27 protein-coding genes, 1 pseudogene and 1 riboswitch are annotated in these 23,695 nt (G+C 64.2%); of the genes and pseudogenes, 11 read left to right on the forward strand and 17 right to left on the reverse strand.

Annotated elements, in window-relative coordinates:
• Positions 1-109 precede the first annotated feature (109 nt).
• The 3 genes from P9236_RS04030 (at position 110) to P9236_RS04040 (ending at position 1,543) form a co-directional block, all read left to right on the forward strand.
• Positions 110-385, forward strand: coding sequence for an AbrB/MazE/SpoVT family DNA-binding domain-containing protein (locus tag P9236_RS04030; protein ID WP_278073306.1), 276 nt, complete (start codon positions 110-112; stop codon positions 383-385).
• On the forward strand, positions 372-761 hold the full coding sequence (locus P9236_RS04035) for a type II toxin-antitoxin system VapC family toxin (protein WP_278073538.1): 390 nt from the start codon (positions 372-374) through the stop codon (positions 759-761). Before P9236_RS04030 ends, P9236_RS04035 begins: the two co-directional genes overlap by 14 nt.
• A 116-nt stretch (positions 762-877) precedes the next feature.
• Positions 878-1,543, forward strand: a complete 666-nt coding sequence (locus tag P9236_RS04040) for a transglutaminase-like cysteine peptidase (RefSeq protein WP_278073539.1) — start codon at positions 878-880, stop codon at positions 1,541-1,543.
• A 95-nt stretch (positions 1,544-1,638) separates the two neighbouring features.
• Here P9236_RS04040 and P9236_RS04045 read toward each other — a convergent pair whose 3' ends face one another.
• The 3 genes from P9236_RS04045 to P9236_RS04055 form a co-directional block, all read right to left on the reverse strand.
• Entirely contained in the window at positions 1,639-4,305 is a 2,667-nt protein-coding gene (locus tag P9236_RS04045) for a caspase family protein (protein WP_278073307.1), read from the reverse strand.
• Between the two features lie 170 nt (positions 4,306-4,475).
• Entirely contained in the window at positions 4,476-5,717 is a 1,242-nt protein-coding gene (locus P9236_RS04050; RefSeq protein ID WP_278073308.1) for a class I SAM-dependent RNA methyltransferase, read from the reverse strand.
• Complete coding sequence (locus P9236_RS04055; protein ID WP_278073309.1) at positions 5,714-6,487, reverse strand: TlyA family RNA methyltransferase; 774 nt, start codon at positions 6,485-6,487, stop codon at positions 5,714-5,716. The genes P9236_RS04050 and P9236_RS04055 overlap by 4 nt, the downstream gene beginning before the upstream one ends.
• 114 nt (positions 6,488-6,601) lie before the next feature.
• On the opposite strand from P9236_RS04055, the gene P9236_RS04060 reads away from it, so the two are divergent.
• Positions 6,602-6,997 carry a GFA family protein gene (locus tag P9236_RS04060; protein WP_278073310.1) on the forward strand — a complete coding sequence of 132 codons (396 nt, stop codon included), beginning with the start codon at positions 6,602-6,604 and terminating at the stop codon, positions 6,995-6,997.
• A gap of 58 nt (positions 6,998-7,055) precedes the next feature.
• Here the strand turns inward: P9236_RS04060 and P9236_RS04065 are convergent, their stop codons facing one another.
• The 6 genes from P9236_RS04065 to P9236_RS04090 all read right to left on the reverse strand — a co-directional run bounded on the left by P9236_RS04065 (position 7,056) and on the right by P9236_RS04090 (position 12,033).
• Positions 7,056-7,319, reverse strand: coding sequence for a hypothetical protein (locus P9236_RS04065; protein WP_278073311.1), 264 nt, complete (start codon positions 7,317-7,319; stop codon positions 7,056-7,058).
• A 149-nt stretch (positions 7,320-7,468) separates the two neighbouring features.
• Positions 7,469-9,382, reverse strand: coding sequence for a 1-deoxy-D-xylulose-5-phosphate synthase (dxs, locus tag P9236_RS04070; protein WP_278073312.1), 1,914 nt, complete (start codon positions 9,380-9,382; stop codon positions 7,469-7,471).
• Positions 9,383-9,612: 230 nt separating this feature from the next.
• Entirely contained in the window at positions 9,613-10,533 is a 921-nt protein-coding gene (locus P9236_RS04075) for a pirin family protein (protein ID WP_278073313.1), read from the reverse strand.
• 9 nt (positions 10,534-10,542) lie between these two features.
• On the reverse strand, positions 10,543-10,809 hold the full coding sequence (locus P9236_RS04080) for a DUF2277 domain-containing protein (RefSeq protein WP_278073314.1): 267 nt from the start codon (positions 10,807-10,809) through the stop codon (positions 10,543-10,545).
• A 42-nt stretch (positions 10,810-10,851) separates the two neighbouring features.
• Entirely contained in the window at positions 10,852-11,103 is a 252-nt protein-coding gene (locus tag P9236_RS04085) for an exodeoxyribonuclease VII small subunit (protein WP_124996515.1), read from the reverse strand.
• 3 nt (positions 11,104-11,106) lie between these two features.
• Entirely contained in the window at positions 11,107-12,033 is a 927-nt protein-coding gene (locus P9236_RS04090) for a histone deacetylase family protein (RefSeq protein WP_278073315.1), read from the reverse strand.
• Between the two features lie 115 nt (positions 12,034-12,148).
• Positions 12,149-12,328, forward strand: a riboswitch (cobalamin riboswitch).
• A gap of 42 nt (positions 12,329-12,370) precedes the next feature.
• Here P9236_RS04090 and bluB point away from each other — a divergent pair.
• The gene (gene bluB, locus P9236_RS04095) at positions 12,371-13,108 is read left to right on the forward strand and encodes a 5,6-dimethylbenzimidazole synthase (RefSeq protein ID WP_278073316.1); all 738 of its coding nucleotides are present in this window, start codon (positions 12,371-12,373) and stop codon (positions 13,106-13,108) included.
• Positions 13,109-13,135: 27 nt separating this feature from the next.
• On the opposite strand, the gene P9236_RS04100 is transcribed toward bluB, so the two are convergent.
• Complete coding sequence (locus tag P9236_RS04100; RefSeq protein ID WP_278073317.1) at positions 13,136-14,116, reverse strand: hypothetical protein; 981 nt, start codon at positions 14,114-14,116, stop codon at positions 13,136-13,138.
• A 113-nt stretch (positions 14,117-14,229) separates the two neighbouring features.
• Positions 14,230-14,373, reverse strand: a pseudogene (locus tag P9236_RS30850) (hypothetical protein); the annotation flags it as partial.
• A gap of 90 nt (positions 14,374-14,463) precedes the next feature.
• Between P9236_RS30850 and P9236_RS04110 the strand changes: the two are divergent.
• The 4 genes from P9236_RS04110 to P9236_RS04125 are packed head-to-tail and all read left to right on the forward strand — an operon-like array spanning position 14,464 to position 17,100.
• Positions 14,464-14,916 carry a MarR family transcriptional regulator gene (locus tag P9236_RS04110; protein WP_278073540.1) on the forward strand — a complete coding sequence of 151 codons (453 nt, stop codon included), beginning with the start codon at positions 14,464-14,466 and terminating at the stop codon, positions 14,914-14,916.
• 45 nt (positions 14,917-14,961) lie between these two features.
• Positions 14,962-15,531 carry an isochorismatase family protein gene (locus P9236_RS04115; protein ID WP_278073318.1) on the forward strand — a complete coding sequence of 190 codons (570 nt, stop codon included), beginning with the start codon at positions 14,962-14,964 and terminating at the stop codon, positions 15,529-15,531.
• Position 15,532: 1 nt separating this feature from the next.
• The gene (locus tag P9236_RS04120) at positions 15,533-15,862 is read left to right on the forward strand and encodes a hypothetical protein (RefSeq protein WP_278073319.1); all 330 of its coding nucleotides are present in this window, start codon (positions 15,533-15,535) and stop codon (positions 15,860-15,862) included.
• The gene (locus P9236_RS04125) at positions 15,859-17,100 is read left to right on the forward strand and encodes an MFS transporter (protein ID WP_278073320.1); all 1,242 of its coding nucleotides are present in this window, start codon (positions 15,859-15,861) and stop codon (positions 17,098-17,100) included. The genes P9236_RS04120 and P9236_RS04125 overlap by 4 nt, the downstream gene beginning before the upstream one ends.
• A 49-nt stretch (positions 17,101-17,149) precedes the next feature.
• On the opposite strand, the gene ribB is transcribed toward P9236_RS04125, so the two are convergent.
• The gene (ribB, locus tag P9236_RS04130; RefSeq protein ID WP_278073321.1) at positions 17,150-18,250 is read right to left on the reverse strand and encodes a 3,4-dihydroxy-2-butanone-4-phosphate synthase; all 1,101 of its coding nucleotides are present in this window, start codon (positions 18,248-18,250) and stop codon (positions 17,150-17,152) included.
• Positions 18,251-18,321: 71 nt separating this feature from the next.
• The gene (gene aroC, locus P9236_RS04135) at positions 18,322-19,437 is read right to left on the reverse strand and encodes a chorismate synthase (protein ID WP_278073322.1); all 1,116 of its coding nucleotides are present in this window, start codon (positions 19,435-19,437) and stop codon (positions 18,322-18,324) included.
• Positions 19,438-19,650: 213 nt separating this feature from the next.
• Between aroC and P9236_RS04140 the strand changes: the two genes are divergently transcribed.
• Complete coding sequence (locus tag P9236_RS04140; RefSeq protein WP_278073323.1) at positions 19,651-19,911, forward strand: DUF1344 domain-containing protein; 261 nt, start codon at positions 19,651-19,653, stop codon at positions 19,909-19,911.
• Positions 19,912-19,954: 43 nt separating this feature from the next.
• Here P9236_RS04140 and P9236_RS04145 read toward each other — a convergent pair whose 3' ends face one another.
• From P9236_RS04145 to P9236_RS04160, 4 genes are all read right to left on the reverse strand, one after another.
• A complete protein-coding gene (locus tag P9236_RS04145; protein WP_278073324.1) occupies positions 19,955-20,542 on the reverse strand; it encodes a histidine phosphatase family protein in 588 nt (195 codons plus the stop codon).
• A gap of 53 nt (positions 20,543-20,595) precedes the next feature.
• The gene (fabI, locus tag P9236_RS04150; protein ID WP_278073325.1) at positions 20,596-21,414 is read right to left on the reverse strand and encodes an enoyl-ACP reductase FabI; all 819 of its coding nucleotides are present in this window, start codon (positions 21,412-21,414) and stop codon (positions 20,596-20,598) included.
• Positions 21,415-21,522: 108 nt separating this feature from the next.
• Positions 21,523-22,449, reverse strand: a complete 927-nt coding sequence (locus P9236_RS04155) for a J domain-containing protein (protein ID WP_278073326.1) — start codon at positions 22,447-22,449, stop codon at positions 21,523-21,525.
• Between the two features lie 119 nt (positions 22,450-22,568).
• On the reverse strand, positions 22,569-23,033 hold the full coding sequence (locus P9236_RS04160) for an RT0821/Lpp0805 family surface protein (protein WP_278073327.1): 465 nt from the start codon (positions 23,031-23,033) through the stop codon (positions 22,569-22,571).
• Positions 23,034-23,073: 40 nt separating this feature from the next.
• On the opposite strand from P9236_RS04160, the gene pdxH reads away from it, so the two are divergent.
• On the forward strand, positions 23,074-23,691 hold the full coding sequence (pdxH, locus tag P9236_RS04165) for a pyridoxamine 5'-phosphate oxidase (RefSeq protein ID WP_278073328.1): 618 nt from the start codon (positions 23,074-23,076) through the stop codon (positions 23,689-23,691).
• The last annotated feature ends 4 nt before the right edge of the window (positions 23,692-23,695 follow it).

The raw sequence follows: 23,695 nt of genomic DNA on the forward strand, positions 1-23,695 counted from the left end.
CCGAGCATCGTTCGGGCGCAGGTCGAGCCCGCCCTACGCGACCTCGCGGCTTGAATTCGAGCTTGCAACAGCTTATCTTACCTTTGTCTTACAGCAAGGATAAGCTCGGATGGGCGGCTCAGAAAAACTCGTAACAACCGTCTCGACCAAGGGACAAGTGATCCTGCCAAGCGCGATCCGGAAACGGAGGGACTGGGGTGCCGGCACGCGTCTGCAGGTCGAAGACACACCCGATGGCGTACTTCTGAAGCCAGCGCCGGCCTTTGCCGCGACGCGGCCGGAACAAGTGTTTGGCATGCTGCCGCACAGCGGCAAGCCTAAGACGTTGGAAGAGATGGAGGCGAGCGTCCTTGCCGAAGCGCGTCGGCGCCATGCTCGCGATTGATACAAACCTTATTGTCAGATACCTGACGAACGACCATCCCGAACAGTCCCCGCGATCTCGCCGGCTCATCGATGGTCAAGCTGTGTTTGTCGCCGTCACCGTGATCCTAGAGACTGAGTGGGTGTTGCGCAGCGCCTATGGCTACGGCCAAACCGAGATCGTCAGCGCGCTGCGGGCGTTTTGCGGGCTTTCCACAGTGGAGATGGAAGAGGCCGCGATCGTCTCTTCCGCACTCGATCTGACCAGCGCAGGAATGGATTTTGCAGACGCGCTGCATCTCGGCAAGTCGGGGCATTGCGCGGGATTTGCGACTTTCGACCGCAAACTGGTCAAGGCAGCGCGGGTGGCGGGGCATGGCGGCGTGCAAGAAGCGTAGCGACCCCGCCGGGCGAGAACACGATCGTGTTAGCAAATTATTAATTGTTCAATTGCCTTGGCCGGCGTTTCCGCATTAACTCGCCGCCAGTTTTCTCGTTGCGGTGGTGTCTGGCAGTGTTGCGTTCCCCTGGCGTCCTGACCTCCTCCTTCCTCCTTGGCCTTGTTTCGTTGATCGGCGCTACGTCGCTATCTGCCAGCCCTGCGGCGGCGCAGTCGACCTTGTTGAAGCGGCCATCGACGCAATCTTCCGCGGATGGCGTCCGCGCCGCTGCGGTCGGAGGGCGCACCAGCGTTCCCTACGGCTGGCTCGACTTCTGCCACCGCCGGCCGAAGGAGTGCAAAGTCGCGGCTTTGCCGGCCACGAGCGTCAAGCTGAGCGCCCAGAACCTGCGCACCCTCAAGCGGATAAACCAGAAGGCGAACCGCGCCATCAAGCCCGTCAGCAATTACGATCACTGGGGCACGATAATGGACCACTGGGACTATCCGGTGGACGGCAAGGGCGATTGCAAGATCTACGCGCTCTACAAGCGCAAGCTTCTCATGGAAGCGGGATTCCCCCGCCAGGCGCTGCTGATGACGGTGGTGCGCGACCTGAACAATGAAGGTCACACCATTCTGACCGTGAAGACCGACAAGGGCGATTTCGTCCTCGACAATCTGGTCGACGAGGTCAGGTCATGGAACGCGACCGGTTATTATTTCCTCAAACGCCAATCGCAGCAGAATCCGAACATCTGGGTATCGATCAACCAGCGCGGCGGCACACCGAAAACCTGACGGATGCTGCCGGGCCGTAGACTGAGCGGCCCGCGTAAACCAGCACTGAACCGGCCTTCACGGGCCTAGGCAGATACCCCTGCCTTAGCGACGGCCTACTGCTGGCAAGCCGGTTCGCCCGGCTGTCCGCAAGCCTGCTTCTTCTTGTTCTTGAACTGCTGCGGCGGCTGCTCCTGCGGGACACGCCGCTCTTGCATCTGCGGCTGCGGAAGGCGTCGCTCTTGCATCTGCGGTCTCGGCTCAGCACGGAATTCCGGCTTCGGCTCCGATCTCTGCGGCCGGAGCACCTGCTCGGCCGGCCTTTCCTGCCTGAACTGGCGCTGCGCATTCTCGTTCGGCCTGTTGACCTTGAAGTTGGGCTGGACATTGACCTCCGGGCCGCCGGACCCTTCTTCGTTCTGTAGCCTGCGGAACTTCCTGCCCCTGTCAACCCTGTTGGCCGAGCCTTGATCCGGCTCGACGAAGGGCTCGCCGCCGGACAAATCCCTGCGCAGCAGCTTTCTCGGTCTGCCGATGTTCTGGTCGGAGAACTCGTCCGGATTGTTGTTCCTCAGCCGCTCCCGCACGCTCGGCCGATTTTCGGCCGGCTGACCGTTGACTGTCGGCAGCTTGCGGAACTTCCTGCCCTTTTCGTTTCCGCTGACCGGGCCCCGATTATCCAGTTCGACCACGGACTGGCCGGCGGACAAATCCCTGCGCTTCAGCTTTTTCGGCTTGCCGGTGTTCTGATCGGAGAAAGCGTTGGGATTGTTCTTCCTGAACCTCTCTTGGGCGCTCAGCTCGTTGTCGGCCGGCGCACCGTTGACGGTCGGCAGCTTGCGGAACTTCCTGCCCTTCCGCTGATCCGTGCCCTGCTCTCCGGTCACGGCGGCCCCCTCATTTCCCGTCGCCTCCTGGTTGCCGCCCGCGATACCTTGCTTTCCGAGCTGCTTCCTGGACCTGTTGCCCGGCAAATTCTGGTCGTTGAGCGCCGGCTTGCCGTTGACGAGCGGCAGCTTTTTGCCGTCGGCTCCGGGCAAGGCGTGGTCGCGCGGCAGCTTGCCGGTCGCGGACTGGGTCTCTGGCTGCGGAGCAGCGGCGCCTGGCTGCTGACCCTGGATAACACGCTGGCCGGGCTTCGGTGGCAAGCCCACCTGTTGCCTGGACTGGGCCTGACCGGATATGGCCGCCCGCTTCTTCAGCAGCGGCGGCAGCGCAACCTTGGCCGCCAGCGCATCCGCGCGGGCGCCAACGGCGCCTCCGACCGTCTTCTGGCTCGTGGTAACGCCACCCTGAGTGTTGCCGCTCGGCTGCGAGGCCTGATTGATGGTCTCGTTTCTGATCGTCGTGTTGATGTTGTTGATAACCGTTGTGTTGTGGATGTTGTTGAAGATGATGTCGTTCGGCGGCGGCACGAGGTGGCGCGGCGGGTTGATGAACACGGGTATCGGCACGAACACCGGCGTCGGCAGGATGTAGACGTCAACCGGCGGTGGCGGCGGCTCAAGCACGACGAAATCCGGCGGCGGCGGCGGCAGGAAGACCACCGTGATCGGCGGCGGCGGCTCGAAATCGAAATCGGGGTCGTCGAAATAGAGCACCGGCCGGTCGATATAGATGATTTCTTCCTCCGGCGGCGGCGGCACGTCATAGACGATGACGGTGAAGCTCGCCGGCGGCTCCAACTCGGCATCGAAATGCTCCAGGCGGCGGCGCGCGTCCCAGGCATGCGGGCCATGCGGATAGCGCTCCAGATAGGACCAGTAGGCTTCAGGCGTGTCTGTCATCCAGGTCTCACGCCAGGTGATCGCCTCGCGCCGGGCCGCGAGGATGGCGCGCACACGCTTGGCCATCGGATCGTGCGGATAGACGTCGAGGAAATCCTCATAGCCGCGCATCGTGTCGCGCTCGAGGGCGGCAACATAGGCGTCATGCGCGCTGAAGTCGCGAATCGGCCTGGTGCGCATCGCGCGGGTCTCCGCGGCCGAAACCTTGGGCGGGGGAGCTTCCGCGCTGCGTTCGAAGAAAACGAAAGGCGCGGTGATCTTCGAAGCGCTCCATGGCAATTCGCCGCCCTGCGTGACTTCGCTGACACGCAGTCGCGTGCGGTCGAACACGTCCTGCAGCGACAGGCCGCCTTCGCGCATCATCTCGGCAAGCGCCTGGGCGTAGGCTCCGTAGGGGCCTTTGCCCTCCGGCGCGACGGTTCCGGGAGCGGCGTTGAAGGCAATCAGCATGTTCGGATCGGGATCGACCAATGCAAGGCCACCGGCCAGCGGCTGTTTCGATTGCGGAAACGGATTTGGCCGCGCCGCGTCGAGCACGACGATATTGACCTTTGTCGGCAGCCCGGACAGCGACCTGGTGACATCGGAGATCCGCATCGCCTGAAGCGGGACATCGGCCGGATTGGCGATCTGGGCATCGACCGGAAGGAAGTAGTTCTCGCCCTCGAACTGCACGCCATCCCCGGCGAGATAGATGAAAACGACGGCATCAGGACCGGCGGCCGATACCTTGCCCATGAAATCGCGGAACGCGCCGCGCAGCGAGTCCTGGTCCACGTCACGCGCGCCGACCACATCGAACCCGGCGGCCTGCAATGTCTGTGCGATTAGGCCGGCGTCGTTGGCGGCTGTTGCGAGTTCGCCGGTCTTGTAGGAGCCATTACCGATGACGAAGGCCAGACGCTTTTCGCCTTGCGCCAATGCCCCGGTTGCGGCGCTGACCGCGAAAAAGATGAGAATGACGACGAGGCCGAGGAATTTCTGAAGCGCCTGCATGGCAATCCGCTATCCTTATCCGGCATCCCTCCGCAACATTAACGCCGGAGAAGCAGGAATGTTTCCCTAACAGCGCAAAATTAAGAGCCCGCATAAAGGCGGCTTTAGGGCGCAATTTCGTCGGAAGAACAGAGGCTTCACAAAATTTCTTGCGAACCAGCGGTTGCGGATTACCGCCGCCGCTTCGGCTTCTCCAGCAGCGCGACCGCCTCGACATGCGGCGACCACAGGAACTGGTCGATCGGCGTCACGCTCTTCAGCTGATAGCCGCCGTCGAGGAGGATGCGCAGGTCCCGTGCCAGCGTTACCGGATTGCAGGACACGGCCGCGACAAGCGGCACGTCCGAGCGGGCGATCTGCTTCGACTGGTCCTCGGCACCGGCGCGCGGCGGATCGAAGACGAGGCCGTCAAAGCCGTTCAGTTCCTTGAAAGTCAGAGGCCGGCGGAAGAGGTCGCGACGCTCGCTTGTCACCCGCTTCAGGCCGCCGGCGAAACGAAAGGCGCGGTCGAGCGCCGCAAGGGCCGGCGCATCTCCCTCGACTGCATGAACCTCCGACTTCGCCGCAAGCCTGAGCGCGAAGCTGCCGCAGCCTGCAAAAAGGTCGGCGACTTTCCTGGCGCGCGACAGATGCCGCCCGACGAGACCAGCCATCGTCTGCTCGGCGGCCTCCGTCGCCTGCAGGAAGGCACCGGGCGGCACTGCGACGGCGACCGACCCGAACTGCACCACCGGCTTTTTCGGCTCGACGATCACCTCGCCGTCGATGGAAAGCCTCGCCAGGCCCTCGGCCATCACGAAACTCGAGGCGATGCGGCGCTGGTTTTCGCCGAGCTTGCCCGCATCCTGGACGGCAACATCGAGGCCGGACGCCGTGACTGTGACCGTCATGTGGAAGGGTTTCGGCGTGGCGCAAACCAGATCGGCCAGCCTCCGCAAGCGGTCGAGCGACGCAACGATCGCCGGCAGCGAGATCGGGCATTCCTCGATCGGGATGATCTCGGAGGAGAGTGCGCGCACGAAGCCGAGCAGCATGCCGGCCTCGGTACGCCTTGCGCTGAAGACGACGCGGCGGCGCGTGTGCGGCGCGCAAGGCACCAGCGCATCGATCTCGCCGGCGATGCCCTTGGCCTTCAGCGCCTGCACGACCCGCTCGCGCTTCCACTGTCGATAGGCCTCGGCCTCGAAATGCTGCAGCGCACAGCCGCCGCATTCGGTGAAATGGCGGCAGGGCGGATCGACCCGGAGCGGCGAGGCTTGCAGCACCGACATCAGCGTCGCGCGGTCCTTCTGGCGCGCGGCGGTCACGGCCTCGCCAGGCAGCGTGAACGGGATGAACACCTCGCCGCCATCGGCGCTGGCGACGCCGTCGCCTTGCGAACCGAGCCTGGAGATGGTGAAGCGCGCGCTCATCTCGGTGCCACGCCCTTGACGGCGGCGAGCAGGAATTCGCGATTGCCGTCGCCGCCTTCGATCGGCGACGGGTGCAGCCCAAGCACGCGCCAGCCCGGCACGGCGGCAAGCCAGTCGCGCAATTCGGTGGCGACGCGCTCGGCATCGCCCGGGTCCTTGAGCAGTCCGCCCTTGCCGATCGCTTCGCGGCCGGCTTCGAATTGCGGCTTGACGAGAAGCAGCGCCCTGGCGCCCTCGCCGGCCAGCGCAAGCGCCGGCGGCAGCGCCATTTTCAGCGAAATGAAGCTGACGTCGCAAACGAGGAAATCCGGAACGCGGCCGCCGAGATCGGCGGCCGTCAGGTCACGTGCGTTGAGACCCTCGATCACCGTAACGCGCGGGTCGCCGGCAATATCCGGATGGATCTGGCCGTGGCCAACATCGATCGCCGTGACATGGGCGGCGCCACGTTCGAGCAGCACCTGGGTGAAACCGCCGGTCGAGGCGCCGATGTCGAGCGCCTCGCGACCCGAGGGATCGAGACCGAAATGATCAAGCCCAGCAATCAGCTTCAACGCCGCGCGTGACACATAGGCCTGCGCTGGATCGTCGACCGCCACGACACAATCCGGCGTGACAGGCTGGCCGGGTTTGCGGGCAAGCGCGCCATCGACGGCGACGGTGCCGCGCTCGATCGCATCGCGGGCGCGCGAACGGCTGGCGAACAGGCCGCGCGCGACGAGCAAGTCGTCGAGCCTCAGGCGCGTTCTGGCTGGCACGGGAGAACTCATCGGCCTTCATTGGCGAAAGCCGAACGCGAAGGCAATGGCAGCGCGTTGAATATGGCGTGGAGCGCGGCAGAATGCAGATACCGAAAGTTCGCTCACCCAGCCGAGGATGAGGCCATGCTGAAGGGAACCTGCCATTGCGGCGCCGCCCACTGGACCCTGGAAGGCGATCCAGGATCGATCACGGCCTGCAACTGCACGCTCTGCCGCCGCTACGGCACGCTCTGGGCCTACGACTATCTCGACGAGCGTATCCGCATCGCAGGACCAATGAGTTCATACACACGGGCCGAGGTGGCCAAGCCGGCGCTCGAGATCCTGTTCTGCCCGACATGCGCCTGCGTGCTCGCCTGGCGCGGTCTGCGCTCAAGCGGCCGCATTCGGATCGCCGTCAATGTCCGGCTGGCGCCGCCGGAGGCCGTCGCCGACCTGCCGATCGACCATTTCGACGGTCTCGACAGTTTCGACGACCTGCCGCGCGACGGCCGCTGCGTGCGCGATCTCTGGTTCTGATTTTTGTTTGATGCATGTCGTTGTCCCAAAACCGCGGGACACTTTTGGGCGACATGCATCAGAAGACCGGGCGCTCGACGGCCGGCATCAGGCCGTCGAGCTTGGAGGCCTGCGTGCGCGGCTCAGCCGGAACCGGTGCGCCCCCCGGCAGCACCACCATTTGACGAACCTGCTTGTAGGAAAAGCCGCCGCGGATGTTGCCCATCTTGCTGGCGACGATGTCCATTACCGCCTTTTCGAGATTGCGGTCGTAACGCGTTTCGGCTGCCGCCGGTGCTGCCATGGCCATCACAAGGGCCATGCCGCTCAGGAACGATTTCATTGCTCTTATCCCCTGCCCAGGACCAAGGTCTTAGCAGGGCGCCGTTGAAAATCGGCCAAAAGACAAGGTAACCGAACGCCAAACGAAAGCGTTAACAAATACTTACAGCCGGAAGCCGGCAAAGGGATTCAGCACGTTGAGATTTCGATTCAGGCGCGCTGCGCCTGCACGCCGTGGCCGAGCGCGGCAAAGACCGTGCGCACGATGCCAGCCGTATCGAGGCCAGCGTCGGCATACATCTTCTCGGGCTTAGCATGATCGATGAATTCGTCCGGCAGCACCAGCGGGCGTACCTTGAGTCCGTTTTCCAGCAGCCCTTCATGGGCGAGGAAATGCAACACCTGGCTGGCAAAGCCGCCGACCGCGCCCTCCTCCACTGTCACCAGAACCTCATGCGAGCGGGCAAGGCGGCGGATGAGGTCCTCGTCCAGCGGCTTGGCGAAGCGGGCGTCGGCAACGGTGGTGGAAAGACCTGCCGCGCCGAGCTCCTCCGCGGCCAGCAGGCAATCCTGCAGCCGGGTGCCGAAGGACAGAAGCGCCACCTTGGTGCCTTCCTTCAGGATACGGCCCTTGCCGATCTCGAGCACCGAGCCGCGCTCCGGCATGTCGACGCCGACGCCATTGCCGCGCGGATAGCGGAAGGCGATCGGGCCACCGTCATAATCGGCTGCGGTGCGCACCATGTGGCGAAGTTCCGCCTCGTCGGCGGCGGCCATGACGACGAAGCCGGGCAGCGAGGCCAGGAAGGTCGTGTCGAAAGCGCCGCAATGGGTGGCGCCGTCGGCACCGACGAAGCCGGCCCGGTCGATCGGGAAGCGCACCGGCAGCTTCTGGATCGCCACGTCATGCACGACCTGGTCGTAGGCGCGCTGCAGGAAGGTCGAATAGATGGCGGCGAACGGCTTGTAGCCTTCGGTCGCGAGGCCGGCAGCGAAGGTCACCGCGTGCTGCTCGGCAATGCCGACATCGAAGGTCCTAGCCGGGAACACCTCGCCGAACAGGTCGAGGCCGGTGCCGCTCGGCATCGCGGCGGTGATCGCCACGATGCGGTCGTCCTCGCGCGCTTCCTGGATCAGGCTCTCGGCGAAGACCTTGGTGTAGCTCGGCGCATTGGCCGGCGCCTTGGCCTGCGCGCCGGTGATGACGTCGAACTTGTTGACGCCGTGATATTTGTCGGCGGCCGCTTCCGCCGGCGCGTAGCCCTTGCCCTTCTGGGTCACGACATGGATCAGCACCGGGCCGTCGGCATTGTCGCGGACGTTCTTCAGCACCGGGATCAGGTGCTCGAGATTGTGCCCGTCGATCGGGCCGATATGATAGAAGCCCATCTCCTCGAACAGCGTGCCGCCTGTGACGTAGCCGCGCGCATGCTCAACCGCGCGCGTGATGGCGCGGTCGGCGCGCTTGCCGAGATAGGACGACAGCTTCTTGCCGAAATCGCGCAAACCCAGATAGGCCTTGCCGGATGCGAGCCTGGCCAGATAGGCGCTCATGGCACCGGTCGGCGGGGCGATCGACATGTCGTTGTCGTTGAGGATGACGATCAGGCGGGCGTCGAGCGCGCCGGCATTGTTCATTGCCTCATAGGCCATGCCGGCGGACATGGCGCCGTCACCGATGACGGCGATGACGTTGTTGCGGCCGCCAGCGAGCTCGCGTCCCATGGCCATGCCGAGGCCGGCGGAAATCGAGGTCGAGGAGTGGGCGGCGCCGAATGGGTCGTATTCGCTCTCTGCCCGCCGGGTGAAACCGGAGAGACCACCCTCCTGGCGGAGCGTGCGGATGCGGTCGCGGCGGCCGGTCAGTATCTTGTGCGGATAGGCCTGGTGGCCGACATCCCAGATCAGCCGGTCTTCCGGCGTGTTGAAGACATAGTGCAGCGCAACCGTCAACTCGACGACGCCGAGGCCCGCGCCGAGATGACCGCCGGTGTGCGACACGGCATCGATCAGCTCGGCGCGCAGTTCCGCCGCCAGCTGCGGCAGCTCGCTCTCCTCAAGCGTCCGCAAATCCGCGGGGATGCGGACCTTGTCGAGGAGCGGCGTATCGGGCTTCGGGTTCACTCTGGTGCGGCCTGCTGAAATCTTAACGTTGCATCAGAGCGGTTAACCGTTTCACCGCACCGCTCTGTCTTTTCTGTTTCACACAATTCCGGACGGAAAACCGCTTCACACTTTCCCGGAATTGCTCCAACCTTCACAATATGCGCCTTGATCATGCGCGAAATATGCCGCTGGCGAGCGAATGTAAATGCGTGTCAGTGACGCGGTTGGCGCAGGATGTCCGTCCAGCTCTAACCTTCCGGCAGCGGAATGAATTCTTCCTCATCACCAGGAACGATATCGAAGCGGCCTGTCTTCCATTCTTCCTTGGCCTGCTCGATGCGTTCCTTCGAGGACGAAACGAAGTTCCACCATATATAACGCTTGGAGCCCAGCGACGCTCCGCCGAACAGCATGAAATGCGCGCCGCGCTCCGACGAAACGACGATCTCCTCGCCCGGTTTGAACACCAGAAGCCGCTCGGCCGGGAAGCGGTCGCCGGCAATCGAAACCTCGCCCTCCAGCGTGTAGATGGCGCGCTCCTCGGCGTCGGCCGTGATTTTCACGCTGGCGCCCGCCGCGAGCCGCAGATCGGCATAGAGCGTTTCCGAGGCGGTCGCGACCGGCGAGCGCAGGCCGGAAAATTCACCGATGACGACGCGGCCGCTGACGCCTTCGGCGTCGATCTCGGGCAGGCGGATCACCGACGTGTTCGCGAAAACCGGGGCGATTTCTTCCTGGCCGTCCGGCAGCGCAAGCCAGGTCTGCAGGCCGGAGATCGACATCGGCGCGCCGCGCAGCTCTTCCGGCGTGCGTTCCGAATGGACGATGCCGCGGCCGGCGGTCATCAGGTTCACGTCGCCTGGCGCGATCACCATCTCGGTGCCGAGCGAATCGCGATGCCTGATCTTGCCGTCGAACAGATAAGTGACGGTGGAGAGCCCGATATGCGGATGCGGACGCACGTCGATCGCGTGGCCGGCGCGCAGGATGGCCGGACCCATGCGGTCGAAGAAGATGAACGGTCCGACCAGCCTGCGTTTCGCGGTCGGCAAGGCGCGGCGAACCTCGAAGCCGCCAATGTCCTTGGCGTTGGGGATGACCATCAATTCGATCTGGTCGCAGGCGAATGCATCGCCGGCCTCCGGATCGTTACCCGGGAAGAAGCTCATGTCACGACCTCAGGCGAAGCGGAGCGCGGACCTGGCTTTCGCCTTGGCGGCCTCTTCCTCGCGATTGCGCGGATGCTGGGTGGTTTCGAGGTTGTCGAGCAGCTCGCGCGCGGCGGCCGCGATCGCCTCGACGGCGTGGTGGAAGGCATGCTCGTTGCGCTTGGACGGCTTGGTCGAGCCACTCAGCTTGCGCACGAACTGCAAGGCCGCGTCATGGACCTCGTCGTCGGTCGCCGGCGGATCGAAATTGAACAGGGTCTTGATGTTTCGGCACATGCTTGGACTCCTTGCCTGTTTCTCCCCCCCGCCGCTTCCGTTCTATTCGGCGTCGAGCGGCTCCGTTCCCACCGGCTTGCCGTCGCGCGACAGTCTGATCTTCTCGACCTTGTCCTCGGCGGCCTTGAGCAGCCGGTCGCAGTGGGCCTTCAGCGCCTCGCCGCGTTCGTATATCTTGATCGACTGGTCGAGCGGGACATCGCCGCGCTCCAGATCGTCGACGATCTTCTCCAGCGCGTCGAGCGCCTGTTCGAAGCTCATCGCCTTGACGTCTTCGTTAGCTTCATCAGCCATAATTCATCCCTTCATCAGCCGCCCGACATGGGCGGCGACCGAAAATGCCAGTCCTTGCAGATCGTAGCCGCCCTCCAGCAGGCTGACGAGCCGGTTGCCGCTGTGGCGCCCGGCGCGATCCATCAGTTGGCCAGTCGCCCAGTCGAAATCATCCTCGGTCAGGTTGATCTCGGCCAGCGGATCGCGATGGTGCGCATCGAACCCGGCGGAAATGATGATCAGGTCCGGCTTGAATGCATCGATCGACGGCAGCACGCGCGACAGGAAGGCGTCGCGGAACGTGTCGCTGCCGGTGCTCGGCGCAAGCGGCGCGTTGACGATATTGCCTGCGCCGGTTTCGCTTTTGGCACCGCTGCCAGGATAAAGCGGCATCTGGTGCGTCGAGCAATAGAGCACCGACGGATCGTCCCAGAAAATGTCCTGCGTACCGTTGCCGTGGTGGACGTCCCAGTCCACGATGGCGACACGCTCGGCCTGATGCTTCTTCTGCGCATGACGAGCGGCGATCGCCGCAGTGTTGAACAGGCAAAAACCCATCGCGGTGGTCTTTTCAGCGTGATGGCCGGGCGGGCGGGCGGCAACGAAGACATTGGCGGCGCGGCCTTCGAAGACATCGTCTATCGCTGCATTGGCGGCGCCGATCGCCGTCACCGCGGCCTGCCAGCTTTTCGGACTGGCGCTGGTGTCGGCGTCGATCGAGACGATACCGCTCGCGGGAATGGCCGCGCGAATGCGGGCAACAAAATCCTCCGGATGCGCGTAGAGGATCGTCGCCTCGTCGCCTTCCGGCGCCTTGACACGGTCGAGGGCCGAAAAAGCCTCGTCGTCCAGCACGCGTTCGATGGCGCGCAAACGGTCCGGCCGCTCGGGATGGCCGGGCGGCGTGAGGTGTTCCAGAAATACCGGATGGGTGTAGAGACGGGTAGCCATGCCCCCTAATCTAGGCACCTGTCGCCCGGATAGCCATGTTCCAGCACCGAATGATTGGGGAAAATCACGCCGTGCCGTGTCGCTGGCGGCATTGGCGCGGCCTCCGCTTCACGATAAGGTCCCATTGCTGCCTGGTGCCCGCGGACGCGGGAGAATCGGGAACACGGTTGAATTCCGTGGCGTGCCCAACGCTGTGAGGGGGACCGCGCCGGCAAAAGCCACTGTCCTGGACGGGAAGGCGCCGGATGCGGGTCGATCCCGAGCCAGAAGACCGGCCCGGCAGACATGGTCGTCCGCATGGTCAGGCGGAAGACTGCTTATCGCAAGGGGACAAGCGATGCAGGAACGAACGGCCGCCACGAGCGGCGACGACTTCGACCAATTGGCGCGCGACGCCGTCTACCGGGCGATGTTCACAAGACGGGACGTGCGCAGCCATTTTGTTTCGGACGATCTCGACGATCGCGTGCTTGCGCGGCTGCTGACGGCCGCCCATCACGCGCCATCGGTCGGCTACATGCAGCCGTGGAACTTCATCGTCATCCGCGATGCGGCAAGGCGACGACAGGTGCGCGACCTGTTTCTGGCCGCGCGCGAGCAGGAACTGCCGGCGATCGAGGCGGAGCGGCAGGCGCTCTACCGCAAGCTGAAGCTCGAGGGCATCTGCGAAAGCGCGCTAAACCTGTGCATCACCTGCGACCGACAGCGCTCGAAGAATTCGCCGCTCGGGCGCTGGCACAATCCGGAGATGGACCTCTACAGCACCGTCTGCGCGGTACAGAATTTCTGGCTGGCGGCGCGCGCCGAAGGCGTCGGCGTCGGTTGGGTGAGCATCATCGAAACCGAGGCGCTGAAGCGGCTCTTGTCGATCCCCGAGCATGTCACGCCGATCGCCTATCTCTGCGTCGGCCGCGTCTCGGCATTCGCGCCGAAGCCGGACCTCGAAGCGCATGGCTGGGGCAAGCGCCTGCCGCTGCCCGAGTTGGTGATGAGCGAAACATTTTGCGGTGCCGGCGAGGCACCGCTCAAGTCGGCGATCGCCCGCCTTGGTTCGTGGGAACGAGCGAAGCCGTGATCAGTCTGCCGTCGTGGAGGCTGCCATTCAAGCAGCCCGGGGCGAATCCCAGCGCGAGCCGCCGAAGGAGCCGAGCGCCTTGTCGCGAAGCTCCCTGAATTTCGACGAGGCCTCGGCCAGCCGCCGATCCCAGTCAGGATTCGGAACCTGGCCCTCGATGGTGTCGAAATAGACCTGCATCAGCGAAGCGATGGCGAAGGGTTCGATGAAGGCAGCCTTGAAGGCCCAGGCGAAGACGATAGCGAGCACGAAGGCCCAGCCGGCAAGCTGCCCCGGCATCACCCAGAGGATGGCGGCTGCCGGGGCAAGCATCAGCAGGAAAATGACGAAGGACACACCCCACATGATCACAGCCAGCCAGACGGCGTTCTTGACCATGTGCTTGCCGTTCTGCGCGTAGAGCACGACGCCCTGCCTGGCGGTCTCGAATGGCGAGTTCGAGTTGATGCGGATGTTGTAGCCGAGGATGATCTCGTCGACATAGGTCAGCGACAGGCGGATGACCGTGTTGATGAAGCTGACGAGGCCGCTCAAGCCGGGAATGGGCAGGAACGCCGCGATGCCGCCGATCAGGCCGGTGATGGCGCGGACGGCCCCCTTCACCAGCTGATCGACGACGAAAAGAATGTTGGCCTCGGCGAAACGCTGGGTCACCACTTCCTTCGCATAGGCGATCTGGCCCTGGCCGTCGGGAACGTCGTGGCCATCAATGAGATGAACCATGACGGCGATGTGGCCGGCCTTGAGGACATAGAGGATATATTCGCGGATCCAGTAGACGGCGATGGAGACGACACCGAAACCGACCACGCCGCCCCACAAGGCAAACGACATCGGCCCGTCCGGATCGGTGGAGATATGGCCGACGCCGTAGCCGACGCTCGCGCCGGTGCCGGTCGCCATGATGTAGGCCACCGTGATGCCGAAATAGACGATCATGCGAAAGACGATGAACGGCCATGTCCGCATCATGATGGACACCGACCGGCCGATGCTGAAGTCCCACATGGCCCCGACTCTCCCGCCTCAGAGTTGGCCGGGAAGGATGCGCTCAGGCCTGCGATTGTCAATTGCGGCGGCGCGGTGACCGCCTCAAACCGGTGCACAAACCGGCGATATCGTTACCCGATCGTGCGGTCAGGGCTTTTGCGCAAGCCTTCGAGCAGCTGCTTGAAGGCCGCTATCGCCTTCTTCGATGTCGCTTCGGGGTCTTTGGAACTGGCGATGCGCTGCGAGGCCTGGCTACTGGCGCCGTTGAGGGAGGCGAGATTCCGGCTGTGCCGGTCAAGCAATAATACAGATAGACTGCTAAGTTTAACTTGACAGTTTACCTGAATATATGACATTTGATCGCCATGCACGATCAATCGGAAGACCCTCGCTCCGCACGCGCCGCCGCCTTGGCTACCGAACTCCGAGCCTTGGTCGGTAAGCTCAAGCGCCGCCTTCGCGAACAGGCGGATGTCGGTGATCTGACACCATCCCAGGTGTCGGTGTTGCTTCGCCTGGAAAAAGACGGTCAGGCCACCGCGTCCAGCCTCGCGCGCGCCGAGGGCATGCGGCCGCAATCCATGGCCTCTGTTGTCGCCGCCCTCGAATCGGCAGGCCTGGTGAGCGGTGTGCCAGACCCTGCCGACGGGCGGCAGACCCTCCTGTCGCTCACTGACGCCTGCCGCCAATGGGTGCAGGAGGGACGGACGGCGCGGCAGGATTGGTTGTCACGACGGCTGCGGGCCCGGCTTTCCAGCGACGAAATGGAAATCGTCGATAAGGCAGCCGAACTGCTCAATCGCGTCGTTGACGACTGAGCCATTCCCGAACCCGCGAAACCACGTCTCTCAACAGGACATCCCATGGCGCTGACAACGCTCGACCCGAATACAGCCCTGCTCGTCGTCGATCTGCAGAAGGGCCTTGTCGGCTCGCCCTTCAACCATCCCTTGGAAGACGTGGTGGGCCAGGCCCGCACGCTGATCGAAGTGTTTCGCAAACATGGCTTGCCGGTCGTGCTGATTAACGTCGCCGGCAGCGCGCCCGGCCGCACGGAGCAGCCACCGCGTCAAGGCGGCACCCTTCCAGACCGGTTCACCGATTTCATCCCCGAACTGGACCAACAGCCAGACGACATTGTCGTGACCAAACGGAGCTGGGGCGCCTTCGCCAGCACCGATCTCAACGAGCAGTTGGGGGCAGCGGGCGTGACCCAGGTGGTCATCGCGGGCGTGGCCACCGGAACGGGCGTCGAGGCAACCGCGCGGCAGGCCTATGAGCTGGGGTTCAACGTCACCCTGGCGACCGACGCCATGACGGACACGCGTTCCGAGGCACACGAATACAGCATCAAGAACGTCTTCCCACGACTGGGAGAAACCGGAACCAGCCAGGAGATCATCGATCTCCTGGCGCGGACGAGGAGCGCGTGATATGCCCTGGCATTATCTGGTGTCCTATTTCTTCGGCGGGGCGTTCCTGGCCAACGCCGTTCCGCACCTCGTCAGCGGCATGATGGGGAGGCCGTTCCAAAGCCCGTTTGCCAAACCGCCGGGACAAGGTCTGTCCTCCTCGACCGTGAACGCGCTCTGGGGTTTCTTCAACCTCGTCGTCGGTTATCTTCTTGTTTGCCGTGTCGGCGACTTCGAGCTGCGTGACACTGCCGACGTCGCGGCGCTGGGACTTGGCATCTTCCTGCTGGCAGTCACGACGGCGCGACGGTTCGGCCGATTCAATGGCGGCAACACGCCGGACCGGTCGTGAAGCCCCCTGGCGCCGGCGTCTTCCGTTCGCTCAGGAACTCCAATTACCGTCTCTGGGCAACCGGTGCGCTCGTCTCGAATATCGGGACATGGATGCAGCGCATGGCCCAGGACTGGCTCGTGCTTACGCAACTCACGCAGCACAGCGCCTCGGCTGTTGGCGCCGTCATGGCGTTGCAATTCGGACCGCAGCTTCTCCTTCTGCCATGGACGGGCTTCGCCGCCGATCACTTCAACCAGCGCAACCTGCTGATCGCGACCCAAGCGGCGCTCGGCATCCTGGCCCTGATCCTGGGAATCCTCACTGTCGCCGGCGTCGTCCAGCTCTGGCAGGTCGATGTCCTGGCTTTTCTTCAGGGCTGCGCCGCCGCGTTCGACGCCCCCGTGCGCCAGACCTTCGTCGCCGAGCTGGTCGGCGACGAGGACCTGCCGAATGCGGTCGCGCTCAACTCGACCTCTTTCAACGCAGCACGGATGATAGGACCGGCAATCGCCGGCATCACTATTGCCGCGATCGGCACCGGCTGGGCTTTCGTGATCAACGGGGTCTCCTTCGCCGCGGTGCTGATGTCGCTCTCCCGGCTGCAGGTCTCGGAGCTGCGTCCCAGCGCGCGGGCGGGTCGCGCAAAGGGCAGCTTCCTCGAAGGCTTCCGCTACGTGTGGCGACGCCCGGACCTCAAGACGATGCTGGTCATGCTGTTTCTGATCGGGACGTTCGGCCTGAACTTCCCGATCTTCACCTCGACCATGGCAGTCGGCGTCTTCCACGCGGACGCGCGCGCCTTCGGACTCCTGTCATCGATCATGGCGATAGGCACGATGTCAGGGGCCTTGATAGCCGCCAGCCGCGACAAGATCGGCTTCGGCTCGCTGCTGCCGGGCGCCGTCGTCTTCGGGCTCGGCTGCACGTTCGGCGCGCTGGCGCCAGGCTATTGGTTCTTTGCCGGTGCTCTGGTGGTCATAGGCGTCGCCGCCTTGACCTTCGCCAACGCGACGAACAGCCTGATGCAGCTTTCGACGGAGCCGTCGATGCGCGGCCGGGTGATGGCGCTTCGCATCGGCATCGCGCTCGGAGGCACGCCGATCGGCGCGCCAATCGTTGGATGGGTCGCTGACACATTCGGTCCTCGCTGGGCGCTCGGTGTCGGCGCGGCATCCGGCTTCGCCGCCGCCGCAGTGGCCGCCGGCTTTCCCATCCGGCAATCCGGCAGCGCCGAAGCCGGCGGGGGGATCGAATAGCCCCAAGCTGAAATCGTCCGGCCCTTGTAGACCGAATATCTGCGGGAATTTAGAGAATCTCGGTCTTGGCGATATGAATGCCGAACCCCTCAAGGCCGACATAATGGCGCTCGCGCGAGGCGATCAGGTTGATCGAGGAGATGCCGAGATCCTTGAGAATCTGAGCGCCGAGGCCGATCTCGCGCCATTCGTTCTCGCGCCGGCGTGCCTCCTCATGGTCCTCGCGGTCGCCGCTGGCAGGACGCTTGCGCTCCTGATGGGCAACGCCGACCGAACCCTCGCGCAGATAGACGATGACGCCGCGCTTGCGCTCGCCCATCGCTTTCATGATGCCGTCCAGGCGGTGGCTGGTGCCGAAGACGTCGGTCACGACATCCTCCGAATGCAGGCGCACCGGCACCTCCTCGCCATCGCGGATGTCGCCGAAGACGACCGCGAGGTGATGCATGGAATCCCAAGGCAGCGTGTAGGTGAAGACCTGCGCCGTGCCGCCCGGCGTTTCGATGTCGGAGCAGGCGACGCGCTCGACCAGCGTTTCCTTGCGCTGGCGGTAGGCGATGAGGTCGGCGACCGAAACCTGCTTCAGGCCATGCTGTTCCGCGAAAGCCTGGACCTCGGGGCCGCGCTTGACGGTGCCGTCGTCGTTGACCAGCTCGGAAATGACGCCGACCGGCGGCAGTCCGGCGAGCTTGCAGAGGTCGACGGCGGCTTCCGTATGGCCCGAGCGCATCAGCACGCCGCCCTCACGCGCTATCAGCGGGAAGATGTGGCCGGGACGCACGAAGTCGGAGGCGCCGACATTGCCGTTGGCGAGGTTGCGCACGGTGAGCGTGCGGTCATCGGCGGAAATGCCGGTCGTGGTGCCGTGCTTGAAGTCGACGCTGACGGTGAAGGCGGTGGTGTGAGCGGAATCATTGTCCGCCACCATCGGCGCAAGGTTCAGCCGCCGTGCATCCTCGCGCAGCATCGGCGTGCAGACGATGCCGGAAGTGTTGCGGACGATGAAGGCCATCTTTTCCGGCGTGCAGTGGATGGCGGCGACGATCAGGTCGCCCTCGTTCTCGCGCCCGTCATCGTCCATGACGACGACGATCTCGCCGCGCTCGAAAGCACGGATCGCTTCGACGATCTTCTTCTGGTCGTAAGGCATGGAACGCTCGCTTCGCTCGCAGGAATTAGGCAGTAGGCAGTAGAAGAAAGAAAAACGGCTGTGTCGGCGGTCTACTGCCTAATCCCTACTGCCTTTCCCGTCTGTCCTCTGTGCCGCAGATAATGATCCGCGATCGCGCAGGCAACCATGGCCTCGCCGATCGGAACGGCGCGGATGCCGACGCACGGATCGTGGCGGCCCTTGGTCATCACCTCGACGTCCTTGCCGTCCTTGTCGATGGACTTGCGCGGCGTGAGAATCGATGAGGTCGGCTTGACGGCGAAGCGGGCGACGATCGCCTGGCCGGTCGAAATGCCGCCAAGGATGCCCCCGGCATTGTTGGACAAAAACACCGGCTTGCCGTCATTGCCAATGCGCATCTCGTCGGCATTCTGCTCGCCGGTGATGCGGGCGGCCTCGAAGCCGTTGCCGATCTCGACGCCCTTGACGGCGTTGATCGACATCAGGCCGGAGGCGATGTCCTGGTCGAGCTTGGCGTAGATCGGCGCGCCCAACCCTGCCGGCACACCCTCGGCGACGATCTCGATCACCGCGCCGACAGAGGAGCCGGCCTTGCGGATGCCGTCGAGATAGGCGGCGAAGACCGGGACAGAGGCCGGATCGGGAGTGAAGAACGGGTTCTCGGCATCACTGACGAAATTCCAGTTCCAGTTGGCGCGGTCGATCGACTTTTCGCCCATCGCAACCAGCGCGCCGCGCACCACCATGCCCGGCACCACCTTGCGCGCCAGCGCGCCGGCCGCCACCCGCGCCGCCGTCTCGCGCGCCGAGGAACGCCCGCCGCCGCGATGGTCGCGCAGGCCGTATTTGACCTCATAGGTGTAGTCGGCATGGCCCGGCCGGTACTGGCGAGCGATCTCGCCATAATCCTTGGAGCGCTGGTCGACATTCTCGATCAGCATCGACACCGGCGTGCCGGTGGTGACCATGGTCTCGCCGTCCTCGTCGAGGATGAAGCCTGAGAGGATCTTCACCTCGTCCGGCTCGCGGCGCTGGGTGACGAAGCGCGACTGGCCGGGGCGGCGACGGTCGAGCTCGGCCTGGATATCCTCGCGCTTGAAGCGGATGCCGGGCGGGCAGCCGTCGACCACGCAGCCGAGCGCGGCGCCGTGGCTTTCACCCCAAGTGGTGACGCGGAACAGATGGCCGAAGGTGTTGTGAGACATGGAAAAGCGCCCTGCCCGGCGGCGAAGCCCGGTTCGCCGGTTCAAGGCTGCCTTCTATTGGCGTTTTCCACAGCGGTCAAACGGTGATCGGATGCATCAATCTGTGATCTGGCCGATTTAGTTTTGACACATTCGGTTGGTTTCTGCTCTCTTCCACCGCCGTTGAGGATCCGCCGTTGCTCATGCCGGCGCAATGACCAAAAGAGGACGACGATGCGTACCCTGATTGGCGCCGTTGGCGCCATGCTCATGATTTCCACCGCCGCATTCGCCGGCCAGACCGAGGGCCTGATCAAGAAAGTCGACAAGGACACGCTGACCCTGACGCTTGACGACGGAAAGTCCTACAAGCTCAACGCCGAGACCGACCTCGACGCGCTGAAGCCCGGCATGGACATCGTCATCGCCTACGACGTAACCAACGGCGAGAATGTCGTGACGGATATGCAGCTGCCGGACAGCGATCAGAATTAAATTCAGGTGAGGCCGGCCTGACCTGAGTTCGCCGCCCTAAGCTCTACAACCACTCCAGGCTTCGGCCCTGCAGCCGGAGCAGACGATCCTGCGGGATCTCCAGGCTGGCCGCTTCCTTCTTGGACATGCCTTCGACGAAGCGGAACAGGCAGCGCATGACGCCGCCATGGGTGACGCAGACCGTCCGCCGCTCAAGCGCGTCGAACCACGGCTTGACCCGTTCAAGCAGCATCTCATAGCTTTCCGCGCCTTGGCCCGGCGGCAGGTAATCCCATTTGGCGGCGCGGCGGCCTTGCGTCGATCCGGGATGCCGGGCCTCGAGCTCGGCGAAAGTAAAGCCCTGCCAGTCGCCGAAACTCAATTCCACCAGACGCGGGTCCGTCCGGTAAGCGAGCGGGTCGAGCCCCATTGCCGCCCGCATCAGTTCCATCGTTTCGCATGCGCGCCGCATCGGGCTGGCGACAAAGTCGAAATCCGCAGGATTTCCGACGTGCCGCGCCAGGCGCTGGCCGTTGCGGGTCGCCTGCTCGCGGCCAAGCGCGTTGATGTCGGTGTCGGCCTGACCTTGCAGCCGACGCTCAGCATTCCACTGCGTCTGGCCATGGCGCGCGATGTAGACGAGCGGATACATCAGGTCTTCCGGAGGTCGGGGCAGGGCCTGGGCGGAGGGGTATGCGGGAGGATTCAGTCCTTGACGGTCGAGATATCCGGCGCGTCGACCGCCTTCATGCCGACGACGTGGTAGCCCGAATCGACGTGATGGACCTCGCCGGTCACGCCGCGCGACAGGTCCGACAGGAAGTAGACGCCGGAATCGCCGACCTCTTCCTGCGTCACCGTCTGCTTCAGCGGCGCGTTGTACTCGTTCCACTTGAGGATGTAGCGGAAATCGCCGATGCCGGAGGCGGCCAGCGTCTTGATCGGGCCGGCCGAGATCGCGTTGACGCGGATCTTCTTGGCGCCGAGGTCGACGGCGAGATAGCGGACGCTTGCTTCGAGCGCCGCCTTGGCGACGCCCATGACGTTGTAGTGCGGCATCACCTTCTCGGCGCCGTAATAGGTCAGGGTCAGCAGCGAGCCGCCTTCCGCCATCAGCGGCTCGGCGCGCTTGGCGATGGTGGTGAAGGAGAATACCGAAATATCCATGGTGCGCAGGAAATTGTCGCGCGTCGTCTCGACATAGCGGCCGGTGAGCTCGTCCTTGTCCGAGAAGGCGATCGCATGGACGAGGAAGTCGAGCTTGCCCCAGTGCTTGGCGATGTCGGCAAAGACGGCGTCGAGGCTTTCCGGGTCGGTCACGTCGCAATGACCGGCGACATGCGCGTTGAGTTCCGCCGCCAGCGGCTCGACGCGCTTCTTGAACGCCTCGCCCTGATAGGTCAGCGCGATCTCAGCACCGTGATCGACGCAAGCCTTGGCGATGCCGAAAGCGATCGACCGATTGTTCGCGACGCCGAGAATAAGGCCTCGCTTACCGGCCATCAGGCCCTGTCCACCCGCCATGTGCACGTTCTCCGCAAGAGATGTCAGCTTTTGTGGAGCCCTATCGCACAGGCACACAGCCCCTTCAAGCGCCGAAAACGGACTGGCTCGAGGAGAAAACCGCCTCGATCAGCCTTTTCGATCGCGCATCAGGGCTTCGAGATCGGCATCTCCGCCCTCCGGCAGCATTAGCCGGACATGGGCATAAAGGTCGCCGTGGCCACCTGCTTTTTCCGGCAAACCCCTGCCCTTCAGGCGCAATACCTTGTCCGAGCTCGACCATGCCGGAACGTTGACCGCGAGCTTGCCGGTCGGCGTCTCGACCGCCACCTTGGAGCCGAGCACCGCGTCGGCCAGATCGACGGGCAGGTCGACATGCAGGTCGCGGCCCTCGATGCGATAGCGCGGATGGCGGCGGATGTGGATCTTGACCAGCGCGTCGCCGGGCTGGCCAGGCCCCTGCTCGCCCTGGCCCTTGAGGCGGATGGTCTGGCCTTCCTCGACATAGGTCGGCAGCTTGACCGCCATCTTGCGCCCGTCGGGGAACATCGCCGTCACCTTCTCGGCGGTGGCGGCCTCCTCGACGGTGATGTCCAGCGTGACGTTCAGGTCAGCCGCCTGAACCGGCTGGCGGCGGTCGCCACGGCCAGCGCCGCGCGCGCCGGAAAAGGCATCGCCGAAGATCTGGCTGAAAATGTCGCTGTTGCCGTCAAAGGGATCGCCGCCCGGACGGCCGGTGCGGAATTCGAAATGCGCGCCGCCGGGACCCTGCTGACGGCGGAAGCCGGCAAACGGGTCGCCGCCGGCCGCGCCTTCGAAGCCTTGGAATCTCGGCTTGCCGTCGGCGTCGATCTCGCCGCGATCGTAAGCGGCGCGCGTCTTCTCGTCGCCGACGATCTCGTAGGCCTGGTTTGCGGCGGCAAAACGCTCCTTCGCCTTCGGATCATTCGGATTCTGGTCCGGATGATGCTGCTTGGCGAGCTTGCGGTACGCCGATTTTATTTCCTTGGCCGATGCGTTCCTGGCAACGCCCAGCACCTCATAGGGGTCGCGCATGCTTCCTGCCTGTAAGAGAAGATGAATCCACGGTGCCCCCTATATGCGCTCGGATAGGAAGAAATTCCAGTGGCGCAAGAGGGATTGGCTGGCGAAAATCAGAGCACCCCCGAACCAGATCAGAGCGCCTTGAATTCCTGCATGCGCCAACCGCCGGCGCCGGCCATGCAGAGCTCGCCTTTATACAGGGCAACGCCGTCGAAACTCTCCCGCGTGGCGGTGAAGCGGCGGCAGTTGAGGCCGCCATCCTTGAGCTCCACCAGTTCGGTGATCGCACCGCGCGAACCGGTGCCGGCATTGGCCCATGGCACGGCCTGGCCGCCGAGTTCCTCAATGTCGGCGGAGGAGACCGCATTGCCGATCGTGGTCTGGTCGGAATCCTTGTCGCTGCTTGCCGGCTGGGCAGGCGCGGAAGGGGCGCTGGCGGTGACGATCGAGCGGTCGACCTCGGCCTTCTCGAGGCTGAAGCCGCCGGCGCCACAGGCCGTGAGTGGAAGCGCCAATATCAGCAGCGCAGCCTTGGCACTGGCCGAAGCAATAACGCTCCATTGCCCGCTGTCAAAAGCTTGCGCGATACGCGACAATCGGCGAACTCCTCCCGCAACGTTAAAAATTTGGAAAACTATGAACGAAACCGAGTTAACAACCAGTGACTTCACCGATGCAGCGGAGCCGTTCCGGCTTTTTGCCGCATGGCTAGAAGACGCCACCAAAAGCGAGATCAACGACCCCAATGGCGTTGCGCTGGCGACCGTCGACGCCGACGGCATGCCGGATGTGCGGATGGTGCTGCTCAAGGGGTTCGACGAAAAGGGATTTGTCTTCTACACGAATTTCGAGAGCGCCAAGGGCCACGAGATTCTCGGCAACATGAAGGCGGCGATGTGCTTCCACTGGAAATCGCTGCGCCGCCAGGTGCGCGTGCGCGGGCCGGTGGAGATCGTCAGCGACGCCGAGGCCGACGCCTATTATGCGACGCGGCCGCGCGGCAGCCGCATCGGCGCCTGGGCCTCCAAACAGTCGCGGCAGCTGGAAAGCCGCTTCGCGCTGGAGAAGGCCGTGGCCGAATACACGGCGCGCTACGCGATCGGCGACATCCCCAGGCCGAAATACTGGTCCGGCTTCCGCATCCTGCCGCAGACGATCGAGTTCTGGCACGACCGTCCGTTCCGGCTGCATGACCGTGTCGTCTTTTCGCGCAATGCCCAGGGCGGCTGGGACAAGACCAGGCTTTATCCCTGAGGTT

The sequence above is a fragment of the Mesorhizobium sp. WSM4884 genome, from assembly GCF_029625675.1.
Lineage (GTDB): Bacteria > Pseudomonadota > Alphaproteobacteria > Rhizobiales > Rhizobiaceae > Mesorhizobium.